Annotated in this window: 20 protein-coding genes; 10 read left to right on the plus strand and 10 right to left on the minus strand. The window is 61.9% G+C overall.

Features of this window, described 5'->3' with window-relative positions:
- Nucleotides 1-103: 103 nt before the first annotated feature.
- The gene (locus O148_RS0102125; RefSeq protein WP_026529613.1) at nt 104-1,384 is read left to right on the plus strand and encodes a glutaminase; all 1,281 of its coding nucleotides are present in this window, start codon (nt 104-106) and stop codon (nt 1,382-1,384) included.
- 58 nt (nt 1,385-1,442) lie between these two features.
- Here the strand turns inward: O148_RS0102125 and O148_RS14240 are convergent, their stop codons facing one another.
- Both O148_RS14240 and O148_RS0102135 read right to left on the minus strand, forming a co-directional pair.
- On the minus strand, nt 1,443-3,299 hold the full coding sequence (locus O148_RS14240; protein ID WP_051619719.1) for a BCCT family transporter: 1,857 nt from the start codon (nt 3,297-3,299) through the stop codon (nt 1,443-1,445).
- A 105-nt stretch (nt 3,300-3,404) separates the two neighbouring features.
- Nucleotides 3,405-4,877 carry an aminotransferase-like domain-containing protein gene (locus O148_RS0102135; RefSeq protein WP_035744458.1) on the minus strand — a complete coding sequence of 491 codons (1,473 nt, stop codon included), beginning with the start codon at nt 4,875-4,877 and terminating at the stop codon, nt 3,405-3,407.
- Between O148_RS0102135 and O148_RS14245 the strand changes: the two genes are divergently transcribed.
- The 3 genes from O148_RS14245 (at nt 4,876) to O148_RS0102150 (ending at nt 8,152) form a co-directional block, all read left to right on the plus strand.
- Nucleotides 4,876-5,877, plus strand: a complete 1,002-nt coding sequence (locus O148_RS14245) for a DMT family transporter (protein ID WP_051619720.1) — start codon at nt 4,876-4,878, stop codon at nt 5,875-5,877. The two genes, O148_RS0102135 and O148_RS14245, sit on opposite strands and share 2 nt — an antisense overlap.
- Nucleotides 5,878-6,059: 182 nt before the next feature.
- The gene (locus O148_RS0102145) at nt 6,060-7,697 is read left to right on the plus strand and encodes an MDR family MFS transporter (RefSeq protein WP_026529615.1); all 1,638 of its coding nucleotides are present in this window, start codon (nt 6,060-6,062) and stop codon (nt 7,695-7,697) included.
- On the plus strand, nt 7,694-8,152 hold the full coding sequence (locus O148_RS0102150) for a MarR family winged helix-turn-helix transcriptional regulator (protein ID WP_026529616.1): 459 nt from the start codon (nt 7,694-7,696) through the stop codon (nt 8,150-8,152). Before O148_RS0102145 ends, O148_RS0102150 begins: the two co-directional genes overlap by 4 nt.
- Here O148_RS0102150 and O148_RS0102155 read toward each other — a convergent pair.
- Complete coding sequence (locus tag O148_RS0102155; protein ID WP_026529617.1) at nt 8,149-10,014, minus strand: FAD-binding monooxygenase; 1,866 nt, start codon at nt 10,012-10,014, stop codon at nt 8,149-8,151. The genes O148_RS0102150 and O148_RS0102155 overlap by 4 nt on opposite strands.
- Before the next feature lie 91 nt (nt 10,015-10,105).
- Here O148_RS0102155 and O148_RS0102160 point away from each other — a divergent pair, with 91 nt between their 5' ends.
- Complete coding sequence (locus O148_RS0102160) at nt 10,106-10,831, plus strand: IclR family transcriptional regulator (RefSeq protein WP_240470764.1); 726 nt, start codon at nt 10,106-10,108, stop codon at nt 10,829-10,831.
- A 404-nt stretch (nt 10,832-11,235) separates the two neighbouring features.
- Here O148_RS0102160 and O148_RS0102165 read toward each other — a convergent pair whose 3' ends face one another.
- On the minus strand, nt 11,236-11,433 hold the full coding sequence (locus O148_RS0102165) for a hypothetical protein (protein ID WP_026529619.1): 198 nt from the start codon (nt 11,431-11,433) through the stop codon (nt 11,236-11,238).
- A gap of 41 nt (nt 11,434-11,474) precedes the next feature.
- On the opposite strand from O148_RS0102165, the gene O148_RS14250 reads away from it, so the two are divergent.
- On the plus strand, nt 11,475-12,215 hold the full coding sequence (locus tag O148_RS14250; protein ID WP_051619723.1) for a hypothetical protein: 741 nt from the start codon (nt 11,475-11,477) through the stop codon (nt 12,213-12,215).
- Nucleotides 12,216-12,272: 57 nt separating this feature from the next.
- Here the strand turns inward: O148_RS14250 and O148_RS0102175 are convergent, their stop codons facing one another.
- From O148_RS0102175 to O148_RS14255, 3 genes are read right to left on the minus strand one after another with little or no spacing between them, the layout of a single operon-like run.
- A complete protein-coding gene (locus tag O148_RS0102175) occupies nt 12,273-12,902 on the minus strand; it encodes a DUF305 domain-containing protein (RefSeq protein ID WP_026529620.1) in 630 nt (209 codons plus the stop codon).
- 46 nt (nt 12,903-12,948) lie between these two features.
- Nucleotides 12,949-13,380 carry a hypothetical protein gene (locus O148_RS0102180; protein WP_026529621.1) on the minus strand — a complete coding sequence of 144 codons (432 nt, stop codon included), beginning with the start codon at nt 13,378-13,380 and terminating at the stop codon, nt 12,949-12,951.
- Nucleotides 13,377-15,554 (minus strand): heavy metal translocating P-type ATPase, encoded by a 2,178-nt coding sequence (locus tag O148_RS14255; RefSeq protein WP_205618160.1) that lies wholly within the window; start codon nt 15,552-15,554, stop codon nt 13,377-13,379. The genes O148_RS0102180 and O148_RS14255 overlap by 4 nt, the downstream gene beginning before the upstream one ends.
- 155 nt (nt 15,555-15,709) lie before the next feature.
- Here O148_RS14255 and gmd point away from each other — a divergent pair, with 155 nt between their 5' ends.
- From gmd to O148_RS14260, 3 genes are read left to right on the plus strand one after another with little or no spacing between them, the layout of a single operon-like run.
- Entirely contained in the window at nt 15,710-16,759 is a 1,050-nt protein-coding gene (gmd, locus tag O148_RS0102190) for a GDP-mannose 4,6-dehydratase (protein ID WP_026529622.1), read from the plus strand.
- Complete coding sequence (locus O148_RS0102195; RefSeq protein WP_051619726.1) at nt 16,756-17,742, plus strand: GDP-L-fucose synthase family protein; 987 nt, start codon at nt 16,756-16,758, stop codon at nt 17,740-17,742. The genes gmd and O148_RS0102195 overlap by 4 nt, the downstream gene beginning before the upstream one ends.
- Before the next feature lie 8 nt (nt 17,743-17,750).
- Nucleotides 17,751-19,316 carry a right-handed parallel beta-helix repeat-containing protein gene (locus O148_RS14260; RefSeq protein WP_084156962.1) on the plus strand — a complete coding sequence of 522 codons (1,566 nt, stop codon included), beginning with the start codon at nt 17,751-17,753 and terminating at the stop codon, nt 19,314-19,316.
- On the opposite strand, the gene O148_RS14265 is transcribed toward O148_RS14260, so the two are convergent.
- Entirely contained in the window at nt 19,309-20,058 is a 750-nt protein-coding gene (locus O148_RS14265; RefSeq protein ID WP_075204257.1) for a CDP-alcohol phosphatidyltransferase family protein, read from the minus strand. The two genes, O148_RS14260 and O148_RS14265, sit on opposite strands and share 8 nt — an antisense overlap.
- Nucleotides 20,059-20,160: 102 nt before the next feature.
- Between O148_RS14265 and O148_RS14270 the strand changes: the two genes are divergently transcribed.
- Nucleotides 20,161-21,342, plus strand: a complete 1,182-nt coding sequence (locus O148_RS14270; protein WP_035744583.1) for a glycosyltransferase family 4 protein — start codon at nt 20,161-20,163, stop codon at nt 21,340-21,342.
- Here the strand turns inward: O148_RS14270 and O148_RS16860 are convergent.
- Both O148_RS16860 and O148_RS0102220 read right to left on the minus strand, forming a co-directional pair.
- Entirely contained in the window at nt 21,339-24,875 is a 3,537-nt protein-coding gene (locus O148_RS16860; RefSeq protein WP_051619728.1) for a PKD domain-containing protein, read from the minus strand. The two genes, O148_RS14270 and O148_RS16860, sit on opposite strands and share 4 nt — an antisense overlap.
- On the minus strand, nt 24,872-26,188 hold the full coding sequence (locus tag O148_RS0102220; RefSeq protein WP_026529624.1) for an O-antigen ligase family protein: 1,317 nt from the start codon (nt 26,186-26,188) through the stop codon (nt 24,872-24,874). The genes O148_RS16860 and O148_RS0102220 overlap by 4 nt, the downstream gene beginning before the upstream one ends.
- Between the last annotated feature and the right edge of the window lie 2 nt (nt 26,189-26,190).

Below are 26,190 nucleotides of genomic sequence, written 5' to 3' on the forward strand. Positions count from 1 at the left end.
CAACACCTACGCCACCAACCCGAGCCTTGCCGCGAGTACGACGGCGTATCCCCCACACGAGCGCGCACGGCTCCGGAGTGCCGCTCACCGATAGAGTGAGTTTATGAAGTCACCCGTTCCCGATTACCTGCAGGCAGTCATCGATTCCGTTCGCAGCCTGACCGGCGGTGCGGTCGCCGATTACATTCCCGAACTCGCCGGAGCGAACCCGGAGCGGCTTGCCATCGCGATAGCCACCGTCGAGGGTGCCGTCTATGTCGCCGGGGACTCCAAGGAACGGTTTTCGATCCAGTCGATGTCCAAACCGTTCACCTATGCGCTGGCCATCGCCGATCGCGGGCTTGCCGAGGTGGCCCAGCACATCGACGTGGAACCCTCCGGCGAGGCATTCAACGAAATTTCGTTGGAAACCGGCACTGGCCGGCCGCGGAACCCGATGATCAATGCCGGCGCCATTGCCGCGCACTCGCTCATCGCGGCGGACTCGGCCGCCCAACGCGATGCACGGGTCCACGATTTTTACTCGCGTTTTGCCGGTCGCGAACTGGCATTGGATGCCGAGCTAATGCAGTCGGAACAGTCCACCGGGGATCGGAACCTCGCGTTAGGGCACCTCTTGAAGTCCTTTGGGGTGATTGATCAGGATCCGGTGGCGGCCGTCAATGGTTACATCCGGCAGTGCTCGCTCACCGTGGATGTTGCGGATCTGGCACTGATGGCGGCAACGCTGGCCAACGGCGGGGTGCAACCGGTCACCGGCGAACGGCTGGTTGATCCGCTGATTGTCCGCCAAGTGCTCAGCGTCATGACAACGTGCGGCATGTATGACGCCGCCGGGGATTGGCTGACGACCGTCGGTATCCCGGCTAAGAGCGGCGTCTCCGGCGGGATTATCGGAGTGCTGCCGGGGCAGGTCGGCATCGCGGTGTTCTCGCCGCGACTGGATTCGCACGGCAATAGTGTGCGCGGGGTTGCCATGATGGAGCGGCTTTCCCGCGATATGAACCTGCACATTATGGACGCTGCCCGTCCGGCGCGTTCGGCCATGAGGTCTCGCCGACGTGTGCGGGCAGGCGGCGAGAACGCGACCGTCTTTGAACTTCAGGGAGACCTGGTCTTTGTCAGTACCGAGGCGCTCATCCGCAATGCCGTGGACAATCCGCCGGACACCGAACTCGTGGTATTCGACCTCAGCCGGGTGGACGAGATTACCGATGTGGCCCGCCGCATGTCCATTGCCGCCACCGAGAGGCTCAAAGCCGACGGCAAACGCGTGGTATTGGTTGACCCGCGGAAAATCATTGCGCCGCTCACGCTCCCCGACGGGACTTCTCCCGCGACCCTCGATTCGCTGGAGGAACTCGAGGCGGGTGGATCGCCCTAGTTGCCCGGCGCGCCGGTGAGGCGCGCTACGGGTGGTGAGCAACGCCGTCGTACTTAAACTACGGTTCTAATTGTTTACGCTCGGCGGGCGGCTGAATGGGCAGTGTGCCGGTGGTCGCTTCCTCATACCATTCGGTGAGCGCGGGGTCCTTGGTGTCCAGCCACGCCCCCGCGCCCTCCCCCGGTTTCACGGCACCGGCGGAGAAGACAAAGTCATCCCCGTGTTCCTCGATGCCGCGTTTGACGCCCTGGGCGATCGCCTCGCGCGCGAATTTGCGGCGCAGCGTGTAGGGGTCGGTGCGCAGATCGCGCCACCAGGCGATCATCAGCAGGATCAGCACGAGTGCGAAGGGCAGCGCGGAGACCGTGACCAGGGACTGCAAGGCGCTCAAGGTGTTTTGCCCGCCGGCCAGGAGCAGCACGGCACCGAGACCGCCGAGGGCGAGACCCCAGGACGCGGTCACCCAGCTCGCCGGTTCCGGGCGGCCGGATTGGCTCATCGAGCCCATGACGATGGAGGCCGAGTCGGCGCTGGTGACAAAGAAGATGACGATGGAAATCATCGCGAGCACCGAGGTCACCGCGCCGAAGGGCAGATTGTTCAGGAGCGCGAAGAGAATGTCTTGCGAGGTTTCCGCGTCGCTGAGCGCCGCGCCGGTGGATTCCATCCACATTGAGGTGCCGCCGAAAATGCCGAACCAGACGAGGCACACGGTGGTCGGCACGACGATCACGACGAGCACAAACTCGCGCAGCGTGCGGCCGCGGGAGATTTTTGCGATAAACATGCCGACAAACGGGGTCCAGGACACCCACCAGGCCCAGTAATAGGTGGTCCAGGTTTGCATGAACGCGCCCGCTTCGGGGCCGTCGGCCGGGGAGCGCATCAGCAGGGTGCCGAGGTCGGCGAAGAAGGCGACGCCCGCGGAGGGGATGAAGTTGAGCAGGAACAGGGTGGGACCGGCGATGAACACGAAGAGGGCGAGGATCGCGGCGAGGACCATGTTGATGTTGGAGAGCGCGCGGATGCCGCGTTTGATGCCGGAGACCGCGGAAATGATGAACGCCGCGGTGAGAACGGCCATGATCCCCAGGATGATCCCGTTGCCGACCTCGCCGACTCCGGCCACCACCTCGATGCCGCGGCCAATTTGCAGGGCGCCGATGCCGAGCGAGACGGCGGTGCCGAAGAGCGTCACCAGGATCGCGAACACGTCGATGACGTGGCCGAGCGGTCCGCGCGTGCGGGCGCCGAAGATCGGTTCAAAGATCGCCGAGATGAGCGGGGAGCGGCCGCGACGGTAGGCCGAGTAGGCGATGGCGCCGCCCACGAGCGCGTAATACGCCCAGGCCATGGGTCCCCAGTGAAAGAGCACTTGCGCCATCGAGGCGTGCATCGCTTCGCGGCTGCCGGCGGCCGCATCGGCGCCGGGTGGGACGTTCAGGAAGTATTCGAGCGGCTCATAGGGGCCGAAGAACAGCAGACCGATGCCCATTCCGGCCGAGAAGAGCATCGCGATCCAGCTGAGTGTGGAGTATTCGGGCTTTTCGCCGTCTTGGCCGAGGCGGATGCGGCCGTAGCTGGAGAAGCCGACCCACATCATGAAGGCAAAGACCACGAGGGTCAGCAGGGAGAAGAGCCAGCCGAAATTGGTGGACACCCAAGCGAGCGCGTCATTGGAGAAGGTGCGAAACCCCTCGCGGTCGCTCAACCCGAAAATCAGGACCAGGGCAACGAAGGCAAGCGCGGCAATGAAGACAAACCAGTTGGTGGAAAATTTGCGGCCGGTGGCTTCCACGCCGATGCCGGGGATCAGGGCCGGATGGACCAGACTCGGGTCGGTGGATTTTTTCAGGAAGCTCTTGGCGCGCTCCCCCGCTGTGGAATGGTGGGCCGCTTTGTTGTCGGTTGCCATGGGTTGCTTTCGGTGTCGTCATCGGTGCGCCGGTTTCTGGACGCGGTGTTGTCAAGCTCAGTCGGTAGTCATGGTCTTTCGACCTTTTAGTGTAGCGATGGCGCGTTACATCCGATTAAAGTATTCGCCCAACACACGCATCGCATCCGGATAGCTACCCGGGTTTGGTCCCGAGAAGTTGAGGCGCACGTACGGGGCGGTGGGCTCGGCGGGAAACCATTCGTCGCCACTGGCAATAATGACTGACCGCTGTTCTGCGTACTGGGCGAGTTCGTGTACCTGCGTACCCTCCGGGAACCGTACCCAAAGATTGAGGCCACCTTGCGGAACATGGTCAATGTGGGCGTCTGGGAGATGAGTAGCGATGGCGTCTCGGAGCAAGTCGCGCCTCGTCCTGAGAGTGTGACGCAGGCTCTTCACATGGGTACGCCATGCGGGCTGGGTCACCACATCCACAGCGACGCGTTGCAAGATGCCTGAAACATACATTGCCTCGGCCTGCACGTCGGCAAGTATCCGTTGCCGAACCGGACCACGTGCAATAACTGTGGCAACGCGAACCGCAGTCGAAATACTTTTAGTGAAGGAACGCAAATAAATGACGTGGCCGTCGTCATTACGCGCGGCCACCGGCATCGACTCTGATTCAATGCCGAAGTCGCGAGCCCAATCGTCTTCGATCAGGAACGCGTTGTGCGCCCGGATAAGATCCAGGACGCCGTCAACAGTATCCGGCGTCCACTGTGTCCCTGTGGGATTCGTGAAATTAGGTTGCGCATAGATGGCCTTGGCTCCCGTGCGCTTTAAAGCGTTCTCCAGCGCGACAAGGTCGATGCCTTGCGGGCCGCTGGGTACGGGCACCACCTCCACCCCCACTTGAGCGGCGGCAGAAATGGCGCCCCAATAGGTGGGCGACTCCATCAGAATGATCGGTTGCTGGCCCTCAGGTGACGCCTGGGGACGCTTGCCGGACAGGGAAGCGACTCCCGGTAGGGTTTCGCGGCCGTGAGTAAGTGCTCGAAAGAGCAATCCGAGTGCGCTTTGGCTGCCCGGGAACACAATCACGTCCGCGGGATTGGGGGCGCTGAGCGAGGTCGACATTTGAGCGGCAAGCTCGGCCGCACACCAGGCTTGTAGCTCCGGCAACCCGGCCGAGGGTGGTCGGGCGACCGCGGCATCGGATCGGGCTGCACGGATGAACGCTTGGTGCACCAGACGCTCGGCCAGTAGCGACCGGTCGGGGTAGCCAGAGTGCAGTTCCATCGACTCATACGGCACGGACTTTAGTGCCGTGGACATCGCTGGGACACGGCGTGCGGGGATGCCAAGCGTCGAAGTTTGCCAACCGTAGTCTGCTGCCTTGGCGGCGCGCTGACCGCGCACGAACGTTCCTACGCCGGGTTGGGTGTCGATGAGGCCCGATTGGGTGAGGCGGGAAAGCGCCTTCTGCACAGTCACCGGGCTCGCGCGAAACTGGGAGACCAGCTCCCGCGTTGGTGGTAATTGTGCGCCGGGCGCGGACGAGGAAATCCACGCTCGTAACTCCCGTACTATCCGGTCACTGCTACTATTGTTCATGAGACTCAAGAATAGCGCTACTCAGCCGATTGGCACACTGCTATCCCCGGCCACCCACTCCCCAAGATCAGGGCTCCACCACGGAATCTTCTGGGGTTTTGTTGGCGTACTAGGGTTTTCCCTGACCCTGCCGCTGACTCGGGTCGCCACGCTCGGCGGCGCCTTGGACCCGATTTTTATTGGGGCGTTTCGCGCGGTGATTGCCGGGGTGATCGCCGCTATTGCGCTTCTCGTGACGCGCCAAAAATTTCCCAACTTGCACCAATGGTTCCGTATCGGCGTCGTGGCACTGGGTGTGGTTTTTGGTTTCCCGCTCTTGACCACCTTTGCCATGACCACCACGAGCGCGTCACACGGCGCCGTGGTCATCGCGTTGCTGCCGGTCAGTACCGCGATTGTTGCGGCGCTGCGGACACGTGAGTATCCCCGGCCCGCATTTTGGATTTTCGCGGGGTTGGGGGCCGTGGCCACAGTCATCTTTGCGACGATTCAAGGGGGCAGTTTGGGCGGGGTCTCGATTGCGGATCTGCTCTTGATCGCTGCAGTAGCCTGCGCGGCGATTGGCTACACAGAGAGCGGGCTGCTCTCCCGCGAGTTGGGAGCCTGGCAGACCATTTCGTGGGCGCTGGTACTGTCCCTTCCAGTCATGGCGCTCTTGAGCATCGTGCCTGTGACGCGCGGGATCGGTGGGGCCACCGGAGCTCAGTGGCTTTCGGTTCTTTATATCGGCGTGGTGAGCATGTTTCTCGCGTTTGTGGCCTGGAATCGCGGCCTAGCAATAGGACCTCTAGCGCAAGTGAGTCAGATCCAGTTGGTACAGCCGGTGCTCGGCCTGGGATGGGCAACGGTACTTTTAGGAGAGTCATTGAGCTGGAGCGCCCTCTTGAGCGCCGTCGCCGTAATTGCCTGCGCTGCCGGGGCAGTGCTCGTTAAAGGACCGAGGCGCACTCCATCACGGAAAGCCATGGTGGTTCAACGTTCGCGTGGGACACACCAGTGATTGCCATCACAGCTTAATTTGTTGATTAAAGTCAACCATCGGGAATATAGTTGCCTTTAGCAACTGTTGACTTTTCGCAACCATTTTCTCGTTTTGAAGGGCACTCCCCCATGTCTCATCTCGCAACTCGCGGCGCCGCTACGCGCTCACGCGCCGGTGCGTCCAGCGACCCGGACGCACCGATGACCAAACGGCAGGTGCTTGAAGCGCTTTCCGGTCTCCTTCTGGGCATGTTCGTCTCCATGCTCGCCTCGACGGTGGTGTCCACCTCGCTGCCGGTCATTGTGCATGACCTCGAGGGCGATCAGACCGCCTTTACCTGGGTTGTCACCGCGACGCTGCTCACCACCGCGATTTCCACGCCGATTTGGGGCAAGCTCGCGGACCTGACCAACCGCAAGGTGCTGTTCCAGTTGGCGATTGTGATCTTCGTGGCCGCCACCGCGGCGGCAGGGTTCTCCCAGGATCCGGCGATGCTGATCACCTTCCGCGCCGTGCAGGGCCTGGGTGCCGGTGGCTTGGCGGCGCTCAGCCAGGTCATCATGGCGGACATTATTAGCCCGCGCGAACGCGGCCGGTATATGGGTCTCTTTGGTGCCGTCATGGCGGTGGCGACGGTGGGCGGACCGCTCCTCGGCGGTGTCATTACCGATGCCTGGGGCTGGCGCTGGAACTTCTTTGTGGCGCTGCCCTTTGCCGTGGCCGCGCTGGTGCTGGTGCAATTCACCCTGCATTTAAAGCCGCGCGAGGCCCGCAAGGTCAGGATCGACTACCTCGGCATCGTGTTGCTCTCCGCGGCAGTCTCGCTCTTGCTCATCTGGGTCACCTTGGCCGGTAAGGACTTTGACTGGTGGAGCGTGGAAACCGCGCTCATGGTTGGCGGCGCCGTGGTGGCGACCGTGTTGTTCATCGTGGTGGAGATTCGTTCTGCGGAGCCGCTGATTCGCCTCGGCCTCTTCCGCAACCGCACCTTCACCCTGGCGGTCATCGCCTCGATTGCGACCGGTTTGGCCATGTTCGGCGCCTCGGTGTTCCTCAGCCAATACATGCAGTTGGCGCGCGGTGCGACCCCGACGCAGGCCGGGCTGATGACCATTCCGATGATCGGCGGACTGCTCCTTGCCTCCATGGTGATCGGCCAGTTGGTGACGCGATTCGGGGTGTGGAAGCCCTACCTGATCGTGGGCGCACTGTTGTTGATTGCCGGGACGTACACGCTGTCCACCATCCACTACGACACCAATTTCGTGTTGGTGTCGGTGTACATGTTCATGTTGGGCGCGGGTGTAGGCATGACGATGCAAAACCTGGTGCTGGTGGTGCAAAACACCGCGAATCAGCGTGAGATCGGGGTGGCCAGCTCCGGGGTGACGTTCTTTCGGAGCCTGGGCGGAACGATCGGCGTCTCGGTCATGGGTGCCGCACTGGCGGCAAGTGTCACGAACCTGATGACCGAGCGCAAGAGCGAGCTCACGGCCGCCATTATGGGGCTTGGCAAGGACGGTGCCGCGGTGGGGCAACAGTTATCTTCGGGGACGCTGCCCGAGGTGTCCTCGCTGCCCGAATCGGTGCGTGTCATCCTGGAAGATGTGTACGCCACCGGAATTTCGCATTCCTTCCTGATCGCCGTTCCCTTTGCGGTGATCAGCCTTCTGGCCATTGTCTTCCTGCCCAACATTCCGCTCTCACGGATGACCTCGGCCGAACGGGCGCAGGCCAGTGAGGCCGACCTGGCCACCGTGTCGGTGGAGCAGGGCATGGACACATTGACCGGCAGCATTCCGGTCACGCCAGACTCCGAGAAAAGCGGACAGCGGTGACAGCGCGTTCTGGCACCCCCGGATCCGCGAAACGCGAAACGGCGGTACGCGGACTGGAGATCGCGTTCGCGTCGCTCGGGGCGGCGTATCGGCGCTTCTTTGCCGCGGCCGCCGAAACGGTATCGCCGGGCCTGGTTCCCGGAGCGCTCAAAGCTCTCATGGTGATTAACCGTGTGGGACCAACCCAGTTATCGACTCTGGTCCCGCTCCTGCACTCGGACAAGGGCATGGTCAGCCGTCAGGTCAGCGAACTGGAACGCCTGGGTCTCGTGGAGCGGCAGGGCGATCCCGACGATGCGCGTGTGCGCCTGATCCAGATCAGTGAGCTTGGCGCCGAACGTCTCGAGCAGGCGCGGCGCCCTCACCTCGATCGACTACACCGCATCCTTGCCGACTGGCCGATCGAGGACATCGACAAGCTGGCCGGATTGTTGAACGAGGTCAGCGAGGGCTAGACCTGAACCATGTTCTGCTCGAAGAAGTCGGCGAGCGCCGCAGTATCCTCTAGCGGCAGGACCGCCGCGACGTATTGATCCGGACGCACCACGATCACCGCTCCCGCGCTGCCGATCCCGCGTTCGGCAAAAATGTCGACGTCATCGTGGCGTGCGTAGATCTTTTCGTAGTCCACTAGACCAAAGGGGCCGACGCGCGGCAGGAACACAGCGGGGATCTCGGGTATCTCGATCTCGTCATGGGTTTGCGGGTAGATGACCTTGATATCAAACACGCTGTCCGGATCCCCATCTGCCGGGGTGAAGCGGCCGAGCGGTGACTCGGGTGCGGAATCTAGCCAGCGCGCCCACTCGTTGAGCGCGGAGTGTTCGACGTCGGCAAAGGCGTAGATGCGCCAACGCCCGTCGGCCCGGGCATGGTGGCCGAGGTGCGCAGGGACAGCGTCGCCAATGCGCATCACCTGCGCGGACTTGAAGCGTTTACCCACCGTGAGCCCGGTGGCGAGTTCTTGATGAGTGGTATCCCCGGTGATCATGGAGGGCTCGTACTGGGTCATGAAGCCCGCGGGGAATTCGGCGGTCGAGGTGTAGAACTCGGCGAGCTCATCGGGACTGGAAAACTCTTCCGGCTTCTTGGCCATCATGGAGGACCACTCCCGGTCGAAGTCGATCAAGTTCTGTGCGATCACTTGGCGCTCGGCCGAGTAGGTTGCCAAGAGAGATTCCGGTGCCCTACCGGTCAACACCGAGCCGAGCTTCCACCCCAGGTTGAACCCGTCCTGCATGGACACGTTCATGCCTTGACCCGCTTTGGCACTGTGCGTATGGCAGGCGTCGCCGCAAATGAAGACGTGCGGATCGCGTTCGGCACCGGGCTCGACGTCATCGAACTTGTCGGTGACGCGGTGCCCCACCTCATACACCGACCACCAGGCCACGTCTTTCACGTCCAGGGTGTACGGGGTCAGGATGTCGTTGGCCTTGGCGATGATGGTTTCCAAGGGTGTGGTGCGGACGTGCCCATTGTCGCCTTCGGGAACTTCGCCGAGGTCAATGTACATCCGGAAGAGGTGTCCGCCTTCGCGGGGAATGTGCAGGATGCTTCCGGCCCGCGATTGGATGGCGCACTTGATGCGGATGTCCGGGAAGTCGGTGACCGCCAGGACGTCCATCACTCCCCAGGCGTGTTTGGACTGGCCGCCAAGGTGTTTGCGCCCAATGGATTCCCGTACTCGGGAACGTGCGCCATCGCATCCCACCACGTATTTGGCGCGAATGGTGCGCTCGGCGCCTTGGTGAGGGGCGTCGTCGTACTTCAGGCGAACCGAGACCGGGTATTCACCCTCGCCGACCTCGAGACCCAAGAATTCCACCCCGTAGTCCGGGGTGATGCGCGCGGGCCCGTTGACCGCGGATTCGGCGAAGTAGTCGAGGACGCGGGCCTGATTCACGATCAGGTGCGGGAATTCGCTGACGTGTTGCGGGTCGTCGACGGCGCGCGAGGTGCGGTGGATGTGATCGGGGTTTTCCGGGTCGGGGGCCCAGAAGTTCATTTCGCAGATTTGGTACGCCTCGGCGGTGATGCGTCCGGCAAAACCGAAGGCCTGGAAGGTTTCCACGCTGCGCGCCTGGATGCCGTCGGCTTGGCCGATCGCGAGGCGGCCCGGGCGCTTTTCGATCAGGCGGGTGGTGACGGTGGGGTACTGCGAGAGTTGCGCGGCCAGGAGCATGCCGGCCGGGCCGGAGCCCACGATGAGCACGTCGACGTTGTCGGGGATGTCCTCGGGGCGGTCGATTCCAGTGCCTGCGGCGGGTTCGACGCGCGGGTCGGTGGAGACGTAGCCGTGGTGGTGGAATTGCACCCTTGCACTTCCTTCGGGAGAGGAGCGCCCTCGCGAGCACCCTTGTTCGATAATTGAACACTGTGTTCTACTATGTAAATAAGCTTAAGTGATGCGGAGCACAGGGGGCAAGGCGATGAGTGCGGGGACGGCGGGGTCGCAGACCCTGAGTCGAGGAATTCAAGTGTTAGAGGCACTGGCCGACGCGGGCACGCCGCTCTCCATCGACGCGGTGGCTGGCCGGTTGGGCGTGCACCGCTCGATCGCGTATCGCTTGGTGCGCACCCTGGAGGATCATCGGCTGGTGTCCCGGGATTCGGCCGGGCATCTGGTGTTGGGCGCGCGGCTTGCCTCGCTTGCGGCCGGGGTATCTCAGGATGTGCGCTCGGCCGCGCTGCCGGAGCTGACGGCGGTCGCCAACGAGCTCGGGATGACGTGTTTTGTGGCGGTGATGGACCGGGATGAATGCGTGACGCTCACGAGTGTGGAGCCGCGGCATACTGTGGCGTCGGTGGTGCAGCGCCCCGGAGCGCGGCATTCGATGGCGGTGGGCGCGCCAAGCAAGGCGATTCTGTCGCTGCTGGATCCTTCGTTGTGGCCGGTGAGGGCGTCTGCCGCGTTGCGCGCGGATGTTGAGGCGGCCGCGGTGCAGGGTTTTGCGACCAGCCATGACGAGGTGATCCCGTCCTTGCAGTCGGTCGCGGTGCCCTTGGAGTTGCCGGGCCCATCGCAGCGGGCCGCCCTTGCCGTGGTGCACCTTGCCGGGCCGGAGGAGACCGCCGCCGTTGCCGCCCGGCTGCGAGCTGCGGCCGAGACCGTGCGGTCGGCGCTGGGTTAGCGGAGAGTGTTGACATATATAGTCCGCAATTGGACTATATATGTATGGAATTGACGAGCAAGCAGCTGGCCGCCGAATTAGGCGTGTCCGACCGCCAGGTGCGGCGTCGCGCCCAGGCAGGCTCCATGCCGTCGCGGAAGCATGGAAACACGCTGGTTATTTCTTCTCGCCAATCTCAAATACTGGCAAGGCTCGCGTACCGGGGCAGACATTGGTCTGACCCCACTGCAGATGCCGCGCTTGATCTGTTGTCCATGGCGGCAACAGGGGTACTTTCGGGTTCTTCGCTCAGCCGCTTGAAGCGAAATGTCCGCACGGTGAGTACCGGGGAACTCGTGGGTCGTGTTCTCCGGGGACGTTTTCACCTGCGTAGCAAACCAGGTTCAATAATCGAATTTTCGCCCTCAAACACCGCTGCCCTCGGGCTCGCTGCAGGCGGAGGATTGGGGGTCCTTATCTCGCAAGACCCCATTCAAGCGGCGCGACGTGCCGGGCTTGCCCGTGACGATGAGGGAAACGTAGCCGTAGTACAAGGAGCCGACCAACACCGCACCGTCCTTGAAGCGATGGCGCTCTTTGCCGCGGGCGACTCCCGCGAACACGCCGCTGCAAAGCGGTGGCTCACGGAAAGGCAGTCCCGGGTGTGATCGAGCGCCCAACCGTTAGGCTCGACGCATCGGGGACGGAATGGAAATTGCCACCGTGGCCGCTCGCGTTCGAAATCGCGAATCTGCTTCCCGATTCATCGTGGACGCTGGTTGGTGGACTGATGGTTCAAGTCCATTCTCGAATCGCCGGCCTGCCCCCATCCCGAGCAACGATCGATGTAGACAGCCTCCTTCACCTGGAAACCAAGGTCACGACCTTCAATCAGGTCGAATACACGATGCGGAAAGCCGGTTTTTCGCTCAATCCGGACACCAAGTTTGCTTACCAGTTCAAGCGCGTGGACGACCGTGTTGATGTGATGTGTTCGGACCGGTATGCCGAACAGCATCGCCCGCTATTCGGTCAACGGCCCTTATTCGCCGTTCCGGCGGGAACTCGAGCTCTCAAAGACACCATCAACGTCAAGTTTCTCTCGCAAGACGTCACGATCTCGCTCCCGACTGTCCGAGGTGCATTCATCCTCAAATCGGCGGCCTACCTCGATGACCACCGGGATGCCGAGAGACATCTCGAGGATTGTGTATTACTTCTCGCCTGCCTCAGAGACCCGGAAAGCATCTTCGAGGATCTCAGCCCACGAAGTCGAAAGCGCATTCGCGCCGGTATCCGTGCGCTCCAACAAAGTCGGAGACCGTGGATTAACCACGATGGACAGGTTCAACTCCTTGCCAAGGAAAGCTTGGAAATTATCGCAGGTGCATCTGATGCGCGCTAACGGGCCGGACGTAACGGTCGCCCCACCATGCCTAGCGGGGCGACCGCCATCCAGCCGTCAGCTCCCCGCGAGCATCGCCTTCATCTCGGCGATCTCCGCGGTTTGCGCGTCGACGATCTGTTGCGCAAGGGCGAGCGCATCGGGATTCTGCCCCTGATCCAGCTCGGTCTTCGCCATCGCGATGGCACCCTCGTGATGTTGGATCATCTGCTCAAGGAACAGCCGGGACGCGTCCGGCCCGCTCGCCTTCTCCAGCGCGGCCATGTCCTCCTGTGACATCATCCCCGAGCCCATGCTGCCGTGGTTCATGCCGGACATCCCGCCCTCGCCGGGCGCAACCGTAGGCGCACCCCACGCGGCAAGCCAGGAATTCATCAGCTCGATCTCCGGACCCTGCGCGTCCTTAATCTTCTGGGCAAGATCCGACACTTTCGGGTCGACACCGTCTTTCCCGAGCAGCATGTCACTCATCTCGATCGCCTGGCGGTGGTGCGGGATCATCATGGTCGCAAACATGATGTCGGCGCTGTTCGCGCTTGCCGACGCACGTGCCGACGCGCTCGCGCCAACACTGGGTTCCCCACTCGGGGGCGCAGCCGGACCGGGCGAGCACGCCGACACGGCAAGTGTCACGGCGAGCGCCGCCACCGGAATCAGGGCGCGCTTGAGTACAACGGTATTTCTCATTTTTTCTCCTTGAAATGTGTGTGGTGAATGAATGGGCCGCAACCCATCACGTCCGCATCACACACAGCCGGAGATGGCGCCACCGCTGATCGCTCGGCACCCCGAGGAAAAATTCGCTGAGCCTGAGCGGCACCCGCCGCGGCATGCGCCACTGCGCCGGCACCACCGCGAGCCCGAGCGCAACCATCAGCAACGCGACGGCACACATCGCCATGGGCGCCTCCGCCCCGCTCATCATGGCGGCGCTCTCGTGGGCCGGGTTGGCGGCATGGACGGATTCGTGGCTGAGCGCGGGGCCGGCTTCGCCGTGCTGTTTTGGGCTGGTTTCCCCCGCGATGATGTTCGACGGCGCGTGCCCGCCACACGTGCCGGACAGTCCCGGAGAGTGCATGGTCACCAAACCGATGACCACGGCACCCACCAGTAGCAGTAGCACTACCAGACGGCGTCGGACGGACGAGGTGCGCGAAGGGATCATTCCGCTTCCGAGCCGCGTTCCGGCTTCGCGGCTGATACCTCACCGCGTTCCGGGGTCGCTGCCGCGACGGACTCCGGGCTGAGGTTCAGACGCCGCAAGAGCTGGGCGTTGAGCGCGACCACCACGGTCGAGAGCGACATCAAGATCGCGCCGACAGACATCGGCATGACAAATCCGATCGGCGCCAACACTCCTGCGGCCAGCGGGACCGAAATGAGGTTGTACCCGGCTGCCCACCACAGATTCTGTTTCATCTTGCGGTACGCCGCTTGCGAGAGCACGATCGCAGCGACCACAGATCTCGGGTCGTCGCTGGCCAGGATGACCCCGGCCGAGGCGATCGCGACATCGGTTCCGGCACCGATGGCAAGGCCGACATTGGCTTGAGCGAGCGCCGGAGCGTCATTCACGCCGTCGCCGACCATTGCGACGATCGCGCCCTCATCTTGAAGTTGCTTGACTTTCGCGGCCTTGTCTTCGGGGCGGACACCGGCAAAGAAGCGGGTGATTCCTAACTCCTGTGCCACCGATGCGGCCACGGCTTCGGCGTCGCCGGTAATCATAACAACCTCGACACCGCGGGCCCGCAATTCCGCGACGGCTTGGCGCGATTCGGGCCGGATTTCATCGGCAAGTTTGAGCGCGCCGATCACCTGGCCATCGGCAACCACGTGCAAAATGATGGCGCCCTCCTCCCGCCACTCTTCGGCGACCGGGAGCTCGGTACCGCCAACAGCCTGAAGCATCGCCGGACCGCCGACCTGCACCGTTTTGCCCGCGACTTCGGCACGCACGCCGACGGCAGGAGAGGAGGAAAAGTTTGCGGCCGGCGGCACGTCAAGAGAACGAGCGGACCCCGCATCCACGATGGCCTTCGCCAAGGGGTGTTCCGAATCCGACTCTGCGGCCGCGGCAAGCTGCAACACCTGATCTGCCGTATACCCCGAGGCGGGTTCCACCGCTTTCACGGCGGGAGCACCCTCGGTCAGGGTGCCGGTCTTGTCAAAGAGCACGGTCGTCACGGTGCGCGTGTTTTCCAGGGCCAGCCGGTCCTTGACGAGGATCCCGGCCTTTGCCGCCCGCTCGGTCGCAATCGAGACGACGAGCGGGATTGCGAGCCCGAGAGCGTGCGGGCAGGCAATCACGAGCACAGTGATGGCACGGACAACCGCTTCATCTGGCATACCCAGCACCGACCACACGATCGCGGCCACCACGGCCGCGCCAAGGGCAAACCAGAAGAGCCAGCCTGCCGCCCGATCAGCGAGCCGTTGCGCCCGCGAACTGGAATTTTGCGCCTCGCGCACCAGTCGAGCAATACCGGCGAGCGCGGTGTCCTCGCCGACCGAGGTGACCTTGACGCGAAGCCCGGAATCGGTGGCAACCGTTCCCGCGACCACGGGATCCCCTACCGACCGCTCGACGGGTTTGGATTCGCCGGTGATCATGGATTCATCCATGTTCGCGCTTCCCTGAACGATCGTTCCGTCCGCGGGGGTCCGGCCCCCGGGACGCACAAGTACGACGTCGCCTACCGCCAAATCGGCGGGCGTCACCTTTTCGGTGGTCTCATCCGAGCGACCTTGTGCCATGTCGGAGGGAACGATCCGCTCTGCTTCGTCGGGCAACAGCGCAGCGAGCGAGTCGAGGGCAGAGGTGGTTTGGGCGAGCGAGCGCATTTCGATCCAGTGGCCCAAGAGCATGATGACGATGAGCAGCGCGAGTTCCCACCAGAATTCGAGCTGGTGATCGAGAATCCCCAGCGTTGCGCCCCAGGACGCTAGGAATGCGACCGTGATGGCAAGCCCGATGAGCAGCATCATCCCTGGCTTGCGCGCCTTGAGTTCGCTGACCGCGCCAGTGAGGAATGGTTTCCCACCCCAGATGTACATGACGGTGCCGAGAATCGGTGCGACGAAGCGCATACCCTCGGGAACCTGGTAACCAATAATCATGGCGAACATCGGCGAGAGCGCTACGACGGGAATCGCTATGACGAGCATGATCCAGAACAGACGCCGGAACTGCGCCACGTGATCGCCGTGCCCCGAATGGCCCTCGTGTCCTTCGCCGGACATGTCGCTGTGGTTCCTGCCCTGGTGATTGGCACCCCGGTGCGGTGATTCGGAAACGGTGGTATCGCCGTCGTGCTTTGGATGTGAATGCTGTTGCATCGCTCTCTTGCCTCCCAGGATCTGCTTCCCAATATACCCCATAGGGGTATATTTTCAAGTGTGAACTTAACCACCTGCGGAGAACCGGGTAGAGTAAGTGGCCATAGCAAAACGCGGTGGGATGGCCCGTCGCGACTTTTATCTGGGGGGATAACGTGGGCAAGCGTGCCTTAATCACTGGAATCACCGGGCAGGACGGCTCTTATTTAGCGGAGTTGCTGCTGGGCAAGGGATACGAAGTTCACGGCCTGATTCGCAGGGCTTCAACGTTTAATACGGAGCGGATAGAACATCTTTATCAGGATCCGCATGATGAAGACGCGCGGTTGTTTTTGCATTACGGAGATTTGAGCGACGGGGCGCGGCTCGTAACGCTACTGTCCAAGATCGCCCCGGACGAGGTCTACAACCTCGCCGCGCAGTCGCATGTGCGCGTGTCCTTTGACGAACCCGAGCACACCGGAGATACCACCGGCATCGGTTCGATGCGCATGTTGGAGGCGGTTCGCTTGACCGGGCTGGACTGCCGTTTTTACCAAGCGTCCTCCTCGGAAATGTTCGGTGCCACGCCGCCGCCGCAAAATGAAGACACCCCGTTCTATCCGCGCTCACCGTATGGTGCCGCCAAGGTGTACTCCTACTGGGTAACCCGCAACTATCGCGAAGCGTACGGCATGTACGCGGTCAACGGCATCCTGTTCAATCACGAGTCGCCGCGCCGGGGACCGACCTTTGTGACGCGCAAAATCACTCGGGCGGTTGCTGCCATTGCCGCGGGCAAACAAGACAAACTCTTCTTAGGCAACCTGGACGCTGTGCGTGACTGGGGATACGCGCCCGAATACGTGGAAGGCATGTGGCGCATGTTGCAGGCCGAGGAACCCGACGATTATGTCTTGGCTACCGGAACCGGCTGCTCGGTCGAGGACTTTGTGGATTATTCGTTCTCGCATGTGGGACTGAATTGGCGCGACCATGTGGAGTTCGATGAGCGCTACTTGCGCCCAACCGAGGTGGATGCTCTCATTGGAGACGCTGGCAAAGCCCGGGAAAAGCTGGGCTGGAAAGCGGAAGTCGACTCAAAGCAGCTCGCGGAAATCATGGTCAGCGCGGATATCGACGCGTTGGAATGCGCGGGTACCCCGTGGATTGATCAGCCGCAACTCGTCGATTGGCCACGTGTGGCCGCCCGGGTTGTGGCATGAGTTCTGCGGAGAGTGCGACCGGCGTGAAGGACATCGACCTGGATCTTGACTCCCCCATCTACATTGCCGGCCATAAGGGCATGGTGGGTTCGGCGATTTGGCGGGATCTGGAAGCGCGCGGAGCTTCGCGCCTGGTCGGTGCGTCCTCGGCTGAGTTGGACTTGCGCGATCGGCAGACGGTGTTCGATTTTGTTGCTCAGCACCGACCCGAGGTCGTGGTGCTTGCGGCCGCGCGCGTTGGAGGGATCCTGGCGAATGATACCTACCCGGTCGACTTCATCTCCGAAAACTTACAGATTCAAACGAACGTGATGGATGCGGCGCTCGAACACGAGGTGCCGCGGCTGCTTTTCCTCGGATCGTCCTGCATTTATCCCCGCGAGTCGCCGCAGCCGATCCGCGAGGACTACCTTTTGACGGGCAAGCTCGAGTCCACCAATGACGCCTACGCCATAGCCAAGATTGCCGGAATTATTCAGGTGCAATCGGTGCGTAAACAGTACGGTCTGCCATGGATTTCTGCGATGCCGACCAACCTGTATGGGCCCGGCGACAATTTTTCGCCGGATGGCTCACATGTGTTGCCGGGCATGATCCGCCGTTACGATGATGCGGTCGCCTCCGGTGCCGACTCGGTCACGAACTGGGGATCGGGGACGCCGCGCCGCGAGCTCATGCACGTCGAGGACATGGCAGCGGCTTGCGTGCATCTCTTAGAAAATTACGACGGCGTTTCTCACGTCAATGTGGGTACCGGTCAGGACCTGAGCATCAAAGAATTGGCCGATGCCGTTGCCACGGCTACCGGATTTGAGGGCGAAACCGCGTGGGACACCAGCAAACCCGACGGCACCCCGCTGAAACGCTTGGACACCACGCTGTTGCAGTCTCTGGGTTTTACCCCGCGCGTCGATATCCGCGAGGGCGTGCAGGAAACGGTCCAGTGGTATCGAACGCACACCGAAACTTTGCGATCTAAATAGGTATCCTCATGTCGCAGCGGTCCCGGATGGTGCGAGTTATGGCTGGAGCCCTGCTCGTAGCACTGGTGCCGCTTGTTACATCGGGTTCGGCGCCCTTGCTGGACTTCAGCGCTATTCCGGTAACCAGTCGAGGCGATTCAGAAGGGGAAGCAGGAGCTCTGCTCGCCCCGTCCGCCGGCGGGGTCCCCGAACCGCCTTTTGGCCCGCGACCGGTGTGCGGAACGTCCCTGGTTGTCGGCGCATCCTCTCCCCCGGCACGTGCAGTGCGAGTACCGGCAGGAGACAACAGCAAGGTTGATTTGTCCCGTAGCAACACTGTTTATTGGTTTGCACCCGGGACGCACACCGTCTCTGGCCGCGCATTCTTCGCCGAGGCCGGTACTAATAGCAGCTATCTGGGTGCCCCAGGGGCCATTCTTGATGGCAAGAACCGTGTTTCCTTCGCGTTCGTGGGCGGCTCGTCGGGCGCGCGGGTGCAACACCTGACGATTCGAAATTTTGGGGTGGAGGGCGGAAACAAGAACGTGGCGGCGGTCAATCGAGACGGCGGTGATGGCTGGATAGTGCGTGGCAACACCATCACGCAGAACGCGGGTGCGGGTGTGCGCGCCGGAAGCAACAGCGTCACCGCCGACAATTGTTTGAGCGACAACGGCCAACTTGGGCTGATGAGCTATGACGGGGATGCGGGAGTCTTTAATATCAGCGTCACCGGGAACGAGATTGCGGGGAACAACCGCGACGACTGGTCTCGACGAGAGCCGGGATGCGGGTGCGCGGCTGGAGCGAAGTTCTGGAATACCGAAAACGCAAAAGTCGAGGGTAATTACGTCCATTCCAACCGCGCAACCGGACTGTGGGCCGATACCAACAATCGCGGATTCCGCTTTGCCAACAATTACATCAGCGACAATGACTCCTTCGGCATCATGTATGAAATCTCCTACAATGCCCAGATAGTCGACAACGTCCTAGTAAGAAATGGGCTCGTCCGCGGCCCTACCGACCCGGCATTTCCCACCTCCGCCATCTACATTTCGGAGTCGGGAAGCGACCCGCGAGTGAACACCGCTTACTCTTCGGTATTCATGATTGAACGAAACTTCCTGGCCAATAATTGGAGCGGTGTCACCCTGTGGGAGGACTCGGCGCGTTTTTGTTCGTCGCCAGCAAACCCCAGCAAGAACTACTGCACTCTGGTGAACCCGCGCGCGAATCTCAACGCGTGCCGAAACGCTTCACCGAATAGCGCTATCGCCTGGGATTGCCGATGGCGGACTCAGCGAGTGCGCGTGGTGGACAATGTGTTTATCTCCCAACAAAGTGTCCTCGGCCCGCAATGCACGCCCGCACGCGGTTGCGGCTTCAATGCCGTGATGGCTGGCGGATCGCGCTTTGGCGTGAACTCCCCACTGGTTCCGGAAGACATTCAGAATTCACTCGTGCGCAACCAGGGAAATGTGTTCACCGACAATCGCTATTGGGGAAATTGGCAGTTCATGGGACCACGGCAGGGTGTCGCCGTATCTCTTGAACTTTGGCCGGAAGTCGCAGGCACCGGGGGCACTAAGTGAAAGTGCGTACCTCTCGATACCACTTGATCAGCGCGGCGGCCAGATACAGAACGTAGCACAAGGCTAGTAGCGCGTAGACGATGGTGAAGGCCGCGGGCCAGCCCCACAGCAGGAAAACCCAGGAGAGCACGCCGAATTCCAGCGGTAGAACGAGCACCGAATACAGCACACTGGAACTACCCTCTCCGGCTAGGCGCATTTGAGACGAGCCACGCTGGAACCGGCGCATTTGATCGGTAAGCACAATCGCAAAGAAGCCGACAACGGAAACAAACTGGTAGGTCAGCGGAATGGCAAAGACCCAGGGCGCCTCGGTTCGGTACTGCAACCAATTAATGAGTACCGCGAGATGGAGCGCGGCAACTTTGGCTATGTCCACCACGTGATCGAACCACTCTCCGGCTAGCGATCCGCCGCCCCGCAATCGCGCAAGCTGGCCATCCGCAGAGTCCAGGGCGTAGCCACCGGCCAACAGCACGGCGATGAGGATTCCCAGCAGCCACGAAGCTGGAAAAACTGCAATCAACACGATCGCAACCAACGAACACAGCGCGCTTGCCGCCGTCACCTGATTCGGGGTCAGCCCGAGCTTGAATGCGCAGGCGGCAAGGTAGCGACCCCACGGCCTGTTGACGAACCGGGCATACGCGGACGCGCCCTTGTTCGTTTTCTGTTTGCCCTTGAGAACCTGGGTCAATTCGGAAATAGTTTTCCGTTTGTCTAGATTTGCGGTTTCACTCATAAATACCCCCGGCATCCAGGTTATCCCGATTTTCCGGTATGGAATAGTCCTTTATTGCACTCATCTGTGATCGTAGCCGGTAAGATTTTCCCAGGGGGATACATGCACATTCTTCAGGTTCACAATTACTACCGCAGCGAACAGCCCAGTGGCGAGGATGTGGTTGTTGACCAGGAGCGCCTGCTCTTGGAGGCGGCCGGACACACCGTGACGCAATTTGATCTGCACAGCGACGACATTGCTACCTTCTCCACGCTACGCAAAGCGCTAGTGCCGGCAAAGGTGGTGTATTCCCGCTCAGCCGGCCGGGTTTTTGATCGGCTTGTCGAGCGCGTCCGCCCCGATGTGGTTCACGTACACAACACTTTTCCGCTTATTGGCCCGGCACCGATTATCCGGGCGAAGCGCCGCGGACTGCCCGTCGTGGCGACCATGCACAATCACCGTCAAGTGTGTGCAGCCGCGACCCTCACGCGCGAGGGTTCCACCTGCGTCAAGTGCGTCGGCGGGAACCCGCTCCCCGGCCTGGTCCATGCTTGTTATCGAGGATCCCGGTTAGCGACGCTACCCTTGACGATCTCGACAAGTGTTCACACCGCGTTACGTACCTGGTCTCGAAACGTAGACACGTTTATTTTCATGTCACGACTTGCGGCAGGGTTCTTTGACACCCTTGACATTTCCGAAGAGCAGATTCGCGTCAAACCGCATTCGGTTCCCGAACCGCAGGCGACTCGCGTGGGCCCGGGACGGTACGCGCTCTACCTTGGTCGCCTGAGCCAGGAAAAGGGCGCAGGGCCGCTGATCGACGCCTGGCCGGAATCCGCAATACCGCTGGTGGTCGTCGGCGATGGGCCGTTGCGCGAGGAACTGGAGCGAAAAGCTCATGGCAAGAACGTCGAGTTTCGCGGCAAAATGCCCCGGGAGGAAGCCATGCGCGTGCTGAGCGAGGCACGTTTTGTGGTCAACCCCTCCCCTGCCCTCGAAACGTTCGGGATGAGCGTCGTAGAAGCAATTTCCTACGGTGTCCCGGCATTGGCCGGCGATCATGCGGTTCCCGGTGAAATCATTACCCCGGGCCTCACCGGGGCAACTTATCGGGTGTCGGACGGTACCGGGCTCGAGGAAGCTATTTCCCTCCTCAGCGACGAGACAACGTCGCTCAAAATGGGCCAGGCGGCCCGAGCGGAGTACCTGGCAAAATACACCCCGGCGGCGAACACCGCCGCGTTGGAGGACATCTATCGCGATGCCCTCCAACGCCATGGGGGTGCCGGACGCTAGTCCGCGGCGAGCGCGTTGAGATTATCCACTCGCAAGGTGAGGGGATTCTTCGCGCTCGTCGAGTTCACATAAAGCAGTATTCCCAGGCGGCCCGCCGCCTGCATTCCGGCGGTGGTATCGCTCGCCTGAATTACCCAGTTCCCCGCGCTCACGTCCGCCTGCGCGATCGTGGCGGCTATCGCCGTCGTACCTCCTTGGGTGGTGGCACGTACTCTCAGCGCGAAGGATCCATCAGCTGCCACAGCGTTGGTGAGCTTGGTTTCCGGGGTGAGCGCGGTCTCCGCGCCCGCACTGTTGGTGCGCACCAACTGGACCCACACGTTGGTGGGGTTGCGGTAGGTGATTTTGGCGCGGTACTCCCCCACGCCGTCGACCCCGCGAATCACCGTGGACAGGTAGGCGGTTCCTGGCGAGGGTGCGTCCGGGAACTGGTAGTTCACGGTCATATTCACGTTCGGGGTATCAACCACGGGTGTATTGATGCGTCGGGAGGAACTTGCTGGAACCGCGAGAATCCCGGCGCCATCGGCGACCGAGGCGCTCGTTCGAGAACCCACGTAGGAGTAGGCGCCGCCCAAAGTAGGTGTGCCCCATCCGCCGGTGAGGGTTCGCGCGAATTCGTCCTGAACCAGGGGACGATCGGGTGCCGGGGGCGCCACCGGGGTTGCGGTTTCGGTACGCGAGCCCACTACCCCGTTGGCGTCCGTGGCGGTTAGCGTCACCGAGAAGGTGCCTCCCTCGGCGTACGTGTGCGTGGTGTTGGCGCCGGTGCCGCTTTGACCGTCGCCAAAGTCCCAGGCGTACTGCACGCCGTCCGGCTCGGCATTGGTCACGGCGCTGAAATCGCACTGCAGTTGCTGGCAGTTGACGGTGAAGGTCGCGTCCGGCGGTTCGACCGGAGCTTCTTCAACCACCACTTGTTGGGTGGCTTGGTGTGTTTGTCCGGTGTCATCGGTGACGGTGAGTGTCACCGTGTATTCGCCCGGTGCCGAGTAGCTGTGATCGGTGATGGCGGTGTTAGCCGTGGTGCCGTCGCCAAAGTCCCAGGCGTAGCCGGTGAGCTTCCCTTCTGGATCGCTGGACTTGCTCGCATCGAATGCGCATGCGAGCGCGTCACAGGTGGACACGAACTCGGCCTTCGGCGGCAAGTTGACCGCCACCGAACCCAGATCGAAGTGCTTCTTAATTTGGGTGGCGCTCAACGTCGAGGTGTAGATGGCCACCTCGTCAAAGTTTCCAGCCAGCCCGCTGCTGGATGGCTGATTGGGCCAGCCTTGCATGCCGTCCGCCCCGATGCGCCAGTAGCCGCTGTATTTTTGGGCGCTCACGCCCGAGCGGGATGCCACTTCCTTACCGTCCACGTAAAGGCGAATCACGGTCGGCGAGAACCAACCGCCCGGTTGCATGGTGGCGACAACTTGATGCCACTTTCCGTCGTTGAGCGGCGTCGGCGACTGGATGGTGTAGGTCTGTCCACCATAGGTGCCGAAGGTGACGCGGCCGCCATTATTCATGTACAGCACCCGGTCTCTGGAATTGCTTGTGCCCGTCGCCGCATTTCCGAAGCCCAGAATGCGTCCGCCCTGGGTTGAGGTGGTGTTGATCCACGCTTCGATGCTGAAGGTGGTGGGGTTGTTGTATTGCTTCGGGATCGACGCCGCACCATTGCCTTCTAGCCTCAGCCCGGAGGTCGCTAGGATGCCCGAAGCATCTTGATTACCGGCGCTCACGGTACCGTTGGCGCCGCCGACCAGGTCAATGGTGTTATTCCCGTTCTTTTCGTTGAGCGTGAAGTAATGGGCTGGCTTATCTGCCTTCACCGCGCTCATATAGGGGTTATCTGGCTCGGGTATGCGCACAATTTGGGACCAGTACGAGTTGGATTCGCTGGTTCCGTCGGTGGCAACAACGCGGTACGAGTATTCCTTCGTCGCTTCCAAACCCGTGTCCGTGAACTCCACTGTGGGAATGTCCCAGAATCGCGAGCGGACCTGCCCGGTCCACGCCACCGTTTCTTGGGCGGTAGAAATGTCCTTGCGGTAGACGGTGTAGGACAGCGTCTCATTATCCAGGTCCACCGCCGCCTTGAAACTCATCGTCGCCGAATTGCTGGTGAGGCTCTTGAGCTGTGGGGTACCTGCAATACCTGGGGCTGTGGGCGGCGTGCTGTAGAACGCGCCGATGCCCTGTTGTCCTACTCCGTTGACGTTGTAGAAATCGCCGCCCACCCAGAGCCGTTCGCCGTCGGTGGCCATCGCCAGCGGACCAACCATGGTGCTTCCGCCTCGGTCGGTGTTGGGGAACCAGCCGCCTAACGCCCCGGTTGCTGGGTCTTGAGCGAGCAGGTATCTAAAGGTGGGTTGCGGGAACCCGCCTTCCATGCTGCAGTCATGCGCGTGGGAACCCTTGTACAGCCAGCCCTTCACGAGTATGAGTGCCTCGGTCGCGCCAAGACACTTATTGACCCAGGAAATTTGATCGGTTTGGGCGTTGACCGACCACGTACCGTCAAAGCAACCAAAACCGTCACCGGCGTTGGCGAAGTACATTTTCTCGCCGTCGGTCACAATATCGCGGACCACGGAACGGCACTTGTAGTCCCACCCCGTAAACGGCAGGATTTTTCCTTGTTGCGCGTCCACTTGAGCAAGACCCATGCGGTATTCGCCATTAACGTAGTTGAAGCGTCCGCCGATATATATTTTTGTGCCGTCCGGTGAGGCTTTGACCACGTTGACGTCATCATCGGCACTAGGGTTCCAGGGAAGCAAGCTCCCATCGCTCGCCTTGACCGCGGCGAGTTTGGCGCGCGGCTGACCCGCCACGGCTCCGAAGCTACCACCCAGGTACACGGTGCCGTTCTTTTCCTGGATCGTGTCTACGCGGTACGCCACGTAGGGTCGAAATGCGGAATCCCAGGTCATTGTGGTGGTGTCAAGGACAGCGATCCGTCCCCGGCTTTGACCGCCGATCGTGGTGAAGTCCCCGCCAACGTAGACGCGCTTCCCGTCCTCGGATACCGACAGGGCCCAGATCTTGCCGTTGGGTTGCGGGTCAAAATCCAGAGGCTGACCGGTCGTGGCGTTGAAGACAGCCAAGTAGTTTCGCGGAATCTCGTCATACCCAAGGGCTGCCCCCGGCGGGCGGATCTTGGTGAATTCGCCGCCAACAAACAACATGCCGTTGGCGTAAACCATCGTGCGCACGGTGTTATTGGTCTGCCAGTAGGGAGTATCGGTCGCGGACAGGCCGGTATCCGAACCGGCAGAACCCGCCTCCATTTGCTGGTTTTCTAAGAGCGCGGTGTCCGGCACCGGCGCCAACGCCTCCGCCTGGCTGTTGGCGTCCTTTTGCGCTTCTTCCTTGGTGGGCTGTTTGAGCGGTGGCGGCGAGTCGGTTTGCGTCGCGTCGGGTGTCGCGTCGGGCGTCGCCGGGGCCGCTTGCGCCGGCAACGCGCCCACAAGAAATGCGCCGAGCAGTGCGATGAGCGCCAGTGGCACCGCAAGAACCTTTGCTAATGGAATTTTTGTCATGGTCTTACCCCCTGTAGTGGCCGCGCCTCACGGCCGAGTGGTGTGGTGATAGATGATGGCAACCCAACGCGGGTGGCCGCTGCCGCGCTGACGGCGACGAGAGCATAAATGGAGTGCGAGGAAAAGTCGGTCAATCCGCTTTCGCTCACACTGGATACGGTGATGTACGCCATCAAGAACACTGCTAGCGCGCGAACCAAGCCCCGTGGCGCCCGCAAACAGGTCACCCAGGCAGCCACAAACACCAGGATGATCAGAATGAGCCCAATGATCCCGGTCTGCCAGAACGCGTCAAGCCAGGTGTTATCGATGGCCATCTGGTTGACGTCGCCTTCGCCGCGCAAGAGCGTCACTCGCTTAGACCCGAGCCCCTGACCGAGCAAGAGTTCTTCGGGGCTGTATTGCCGGGTAAGAATAAAGTTCCACACGTAAGTGCGGCCGGTTAGTTGACTCAGCATTTCGGGGTCCTGGCCGCGTTGCAGCCAGGTGAGTAGCGCCGGTAACGCCGCGAGTGCGGCAATCCCGGCCGCGCCGAGTACCGCAAACACGCGGCGGGCGCCTTTCGTTCTGGCGACCGCAAGGGTCCCCAGGATGAGCGCCACCGCTAGCGCCGCGACCGGGGTCCTGGTCTTACTGAGCACCATGAGCGCTACACCGAGGATGAACGCTACGGCCAGAAACCACGCCGAGAAGCGCCGAAAAGCCCAGTAGAACACCGCCAGCCCGACCAGGATCGCGCCAATTTCGGCGACACGCGGCGGCAACATCGGTAGCAATACTCCCATCAGCCGGCCGCCCGGTTCCCCCGTCCCGCCAGTGCCGCCGGTGCCTCCAGTGGCGCGCCAGGCGCTTCCGGGCGCAAGGACAAGCCCGGCAACCACGCTCAGCCCCAACAGGAACTGAGCGAAAAACAGCGCGTCAACAAGCCGAATAGGTGCGCTCCGATAGAGCGGCCACATCAGGACAAATGCTGCAATACCTGCCGCCAGGCGAAGCGCTCGAACAAGGATGGATCCGGAGTCGTCCAGGAACACCGCAGTCAGGATGACAAAGACGGCGAAGAGAAGGTACGCCATTGCCGCCGGTGCGTAGCCGAGCGGAGCGCGGGCACGTAGCAGGGTGAGTGCCAGAATAAGAACGACGACGATCGCACCTACCTTGGCCACTCCCACCAGGGCGTTTTCGCTGCCTTCTTGCGCGCTCACCCACGGTTGCACGCTCACCAGAAGGATGGTGAACATGAGCGTGAGCAACCACGACTCGCGTGGAATCCGACGCGCAGAGTGGATAGTGCTGGGCAGCGGGTGCGACATGT

The sequence above is a fragment of the Haematomicrobium sanguinis DSM 21259 genome (genome assembly GCF_000688395.1).
Taxonomy (GTDB): domain Bacteria; phylum Actinomycetota; class Actinomycetes; order Actinomycetales; family Micrococcaceae; genus Haematomicrobium; species Haematomicrobium sanguinis.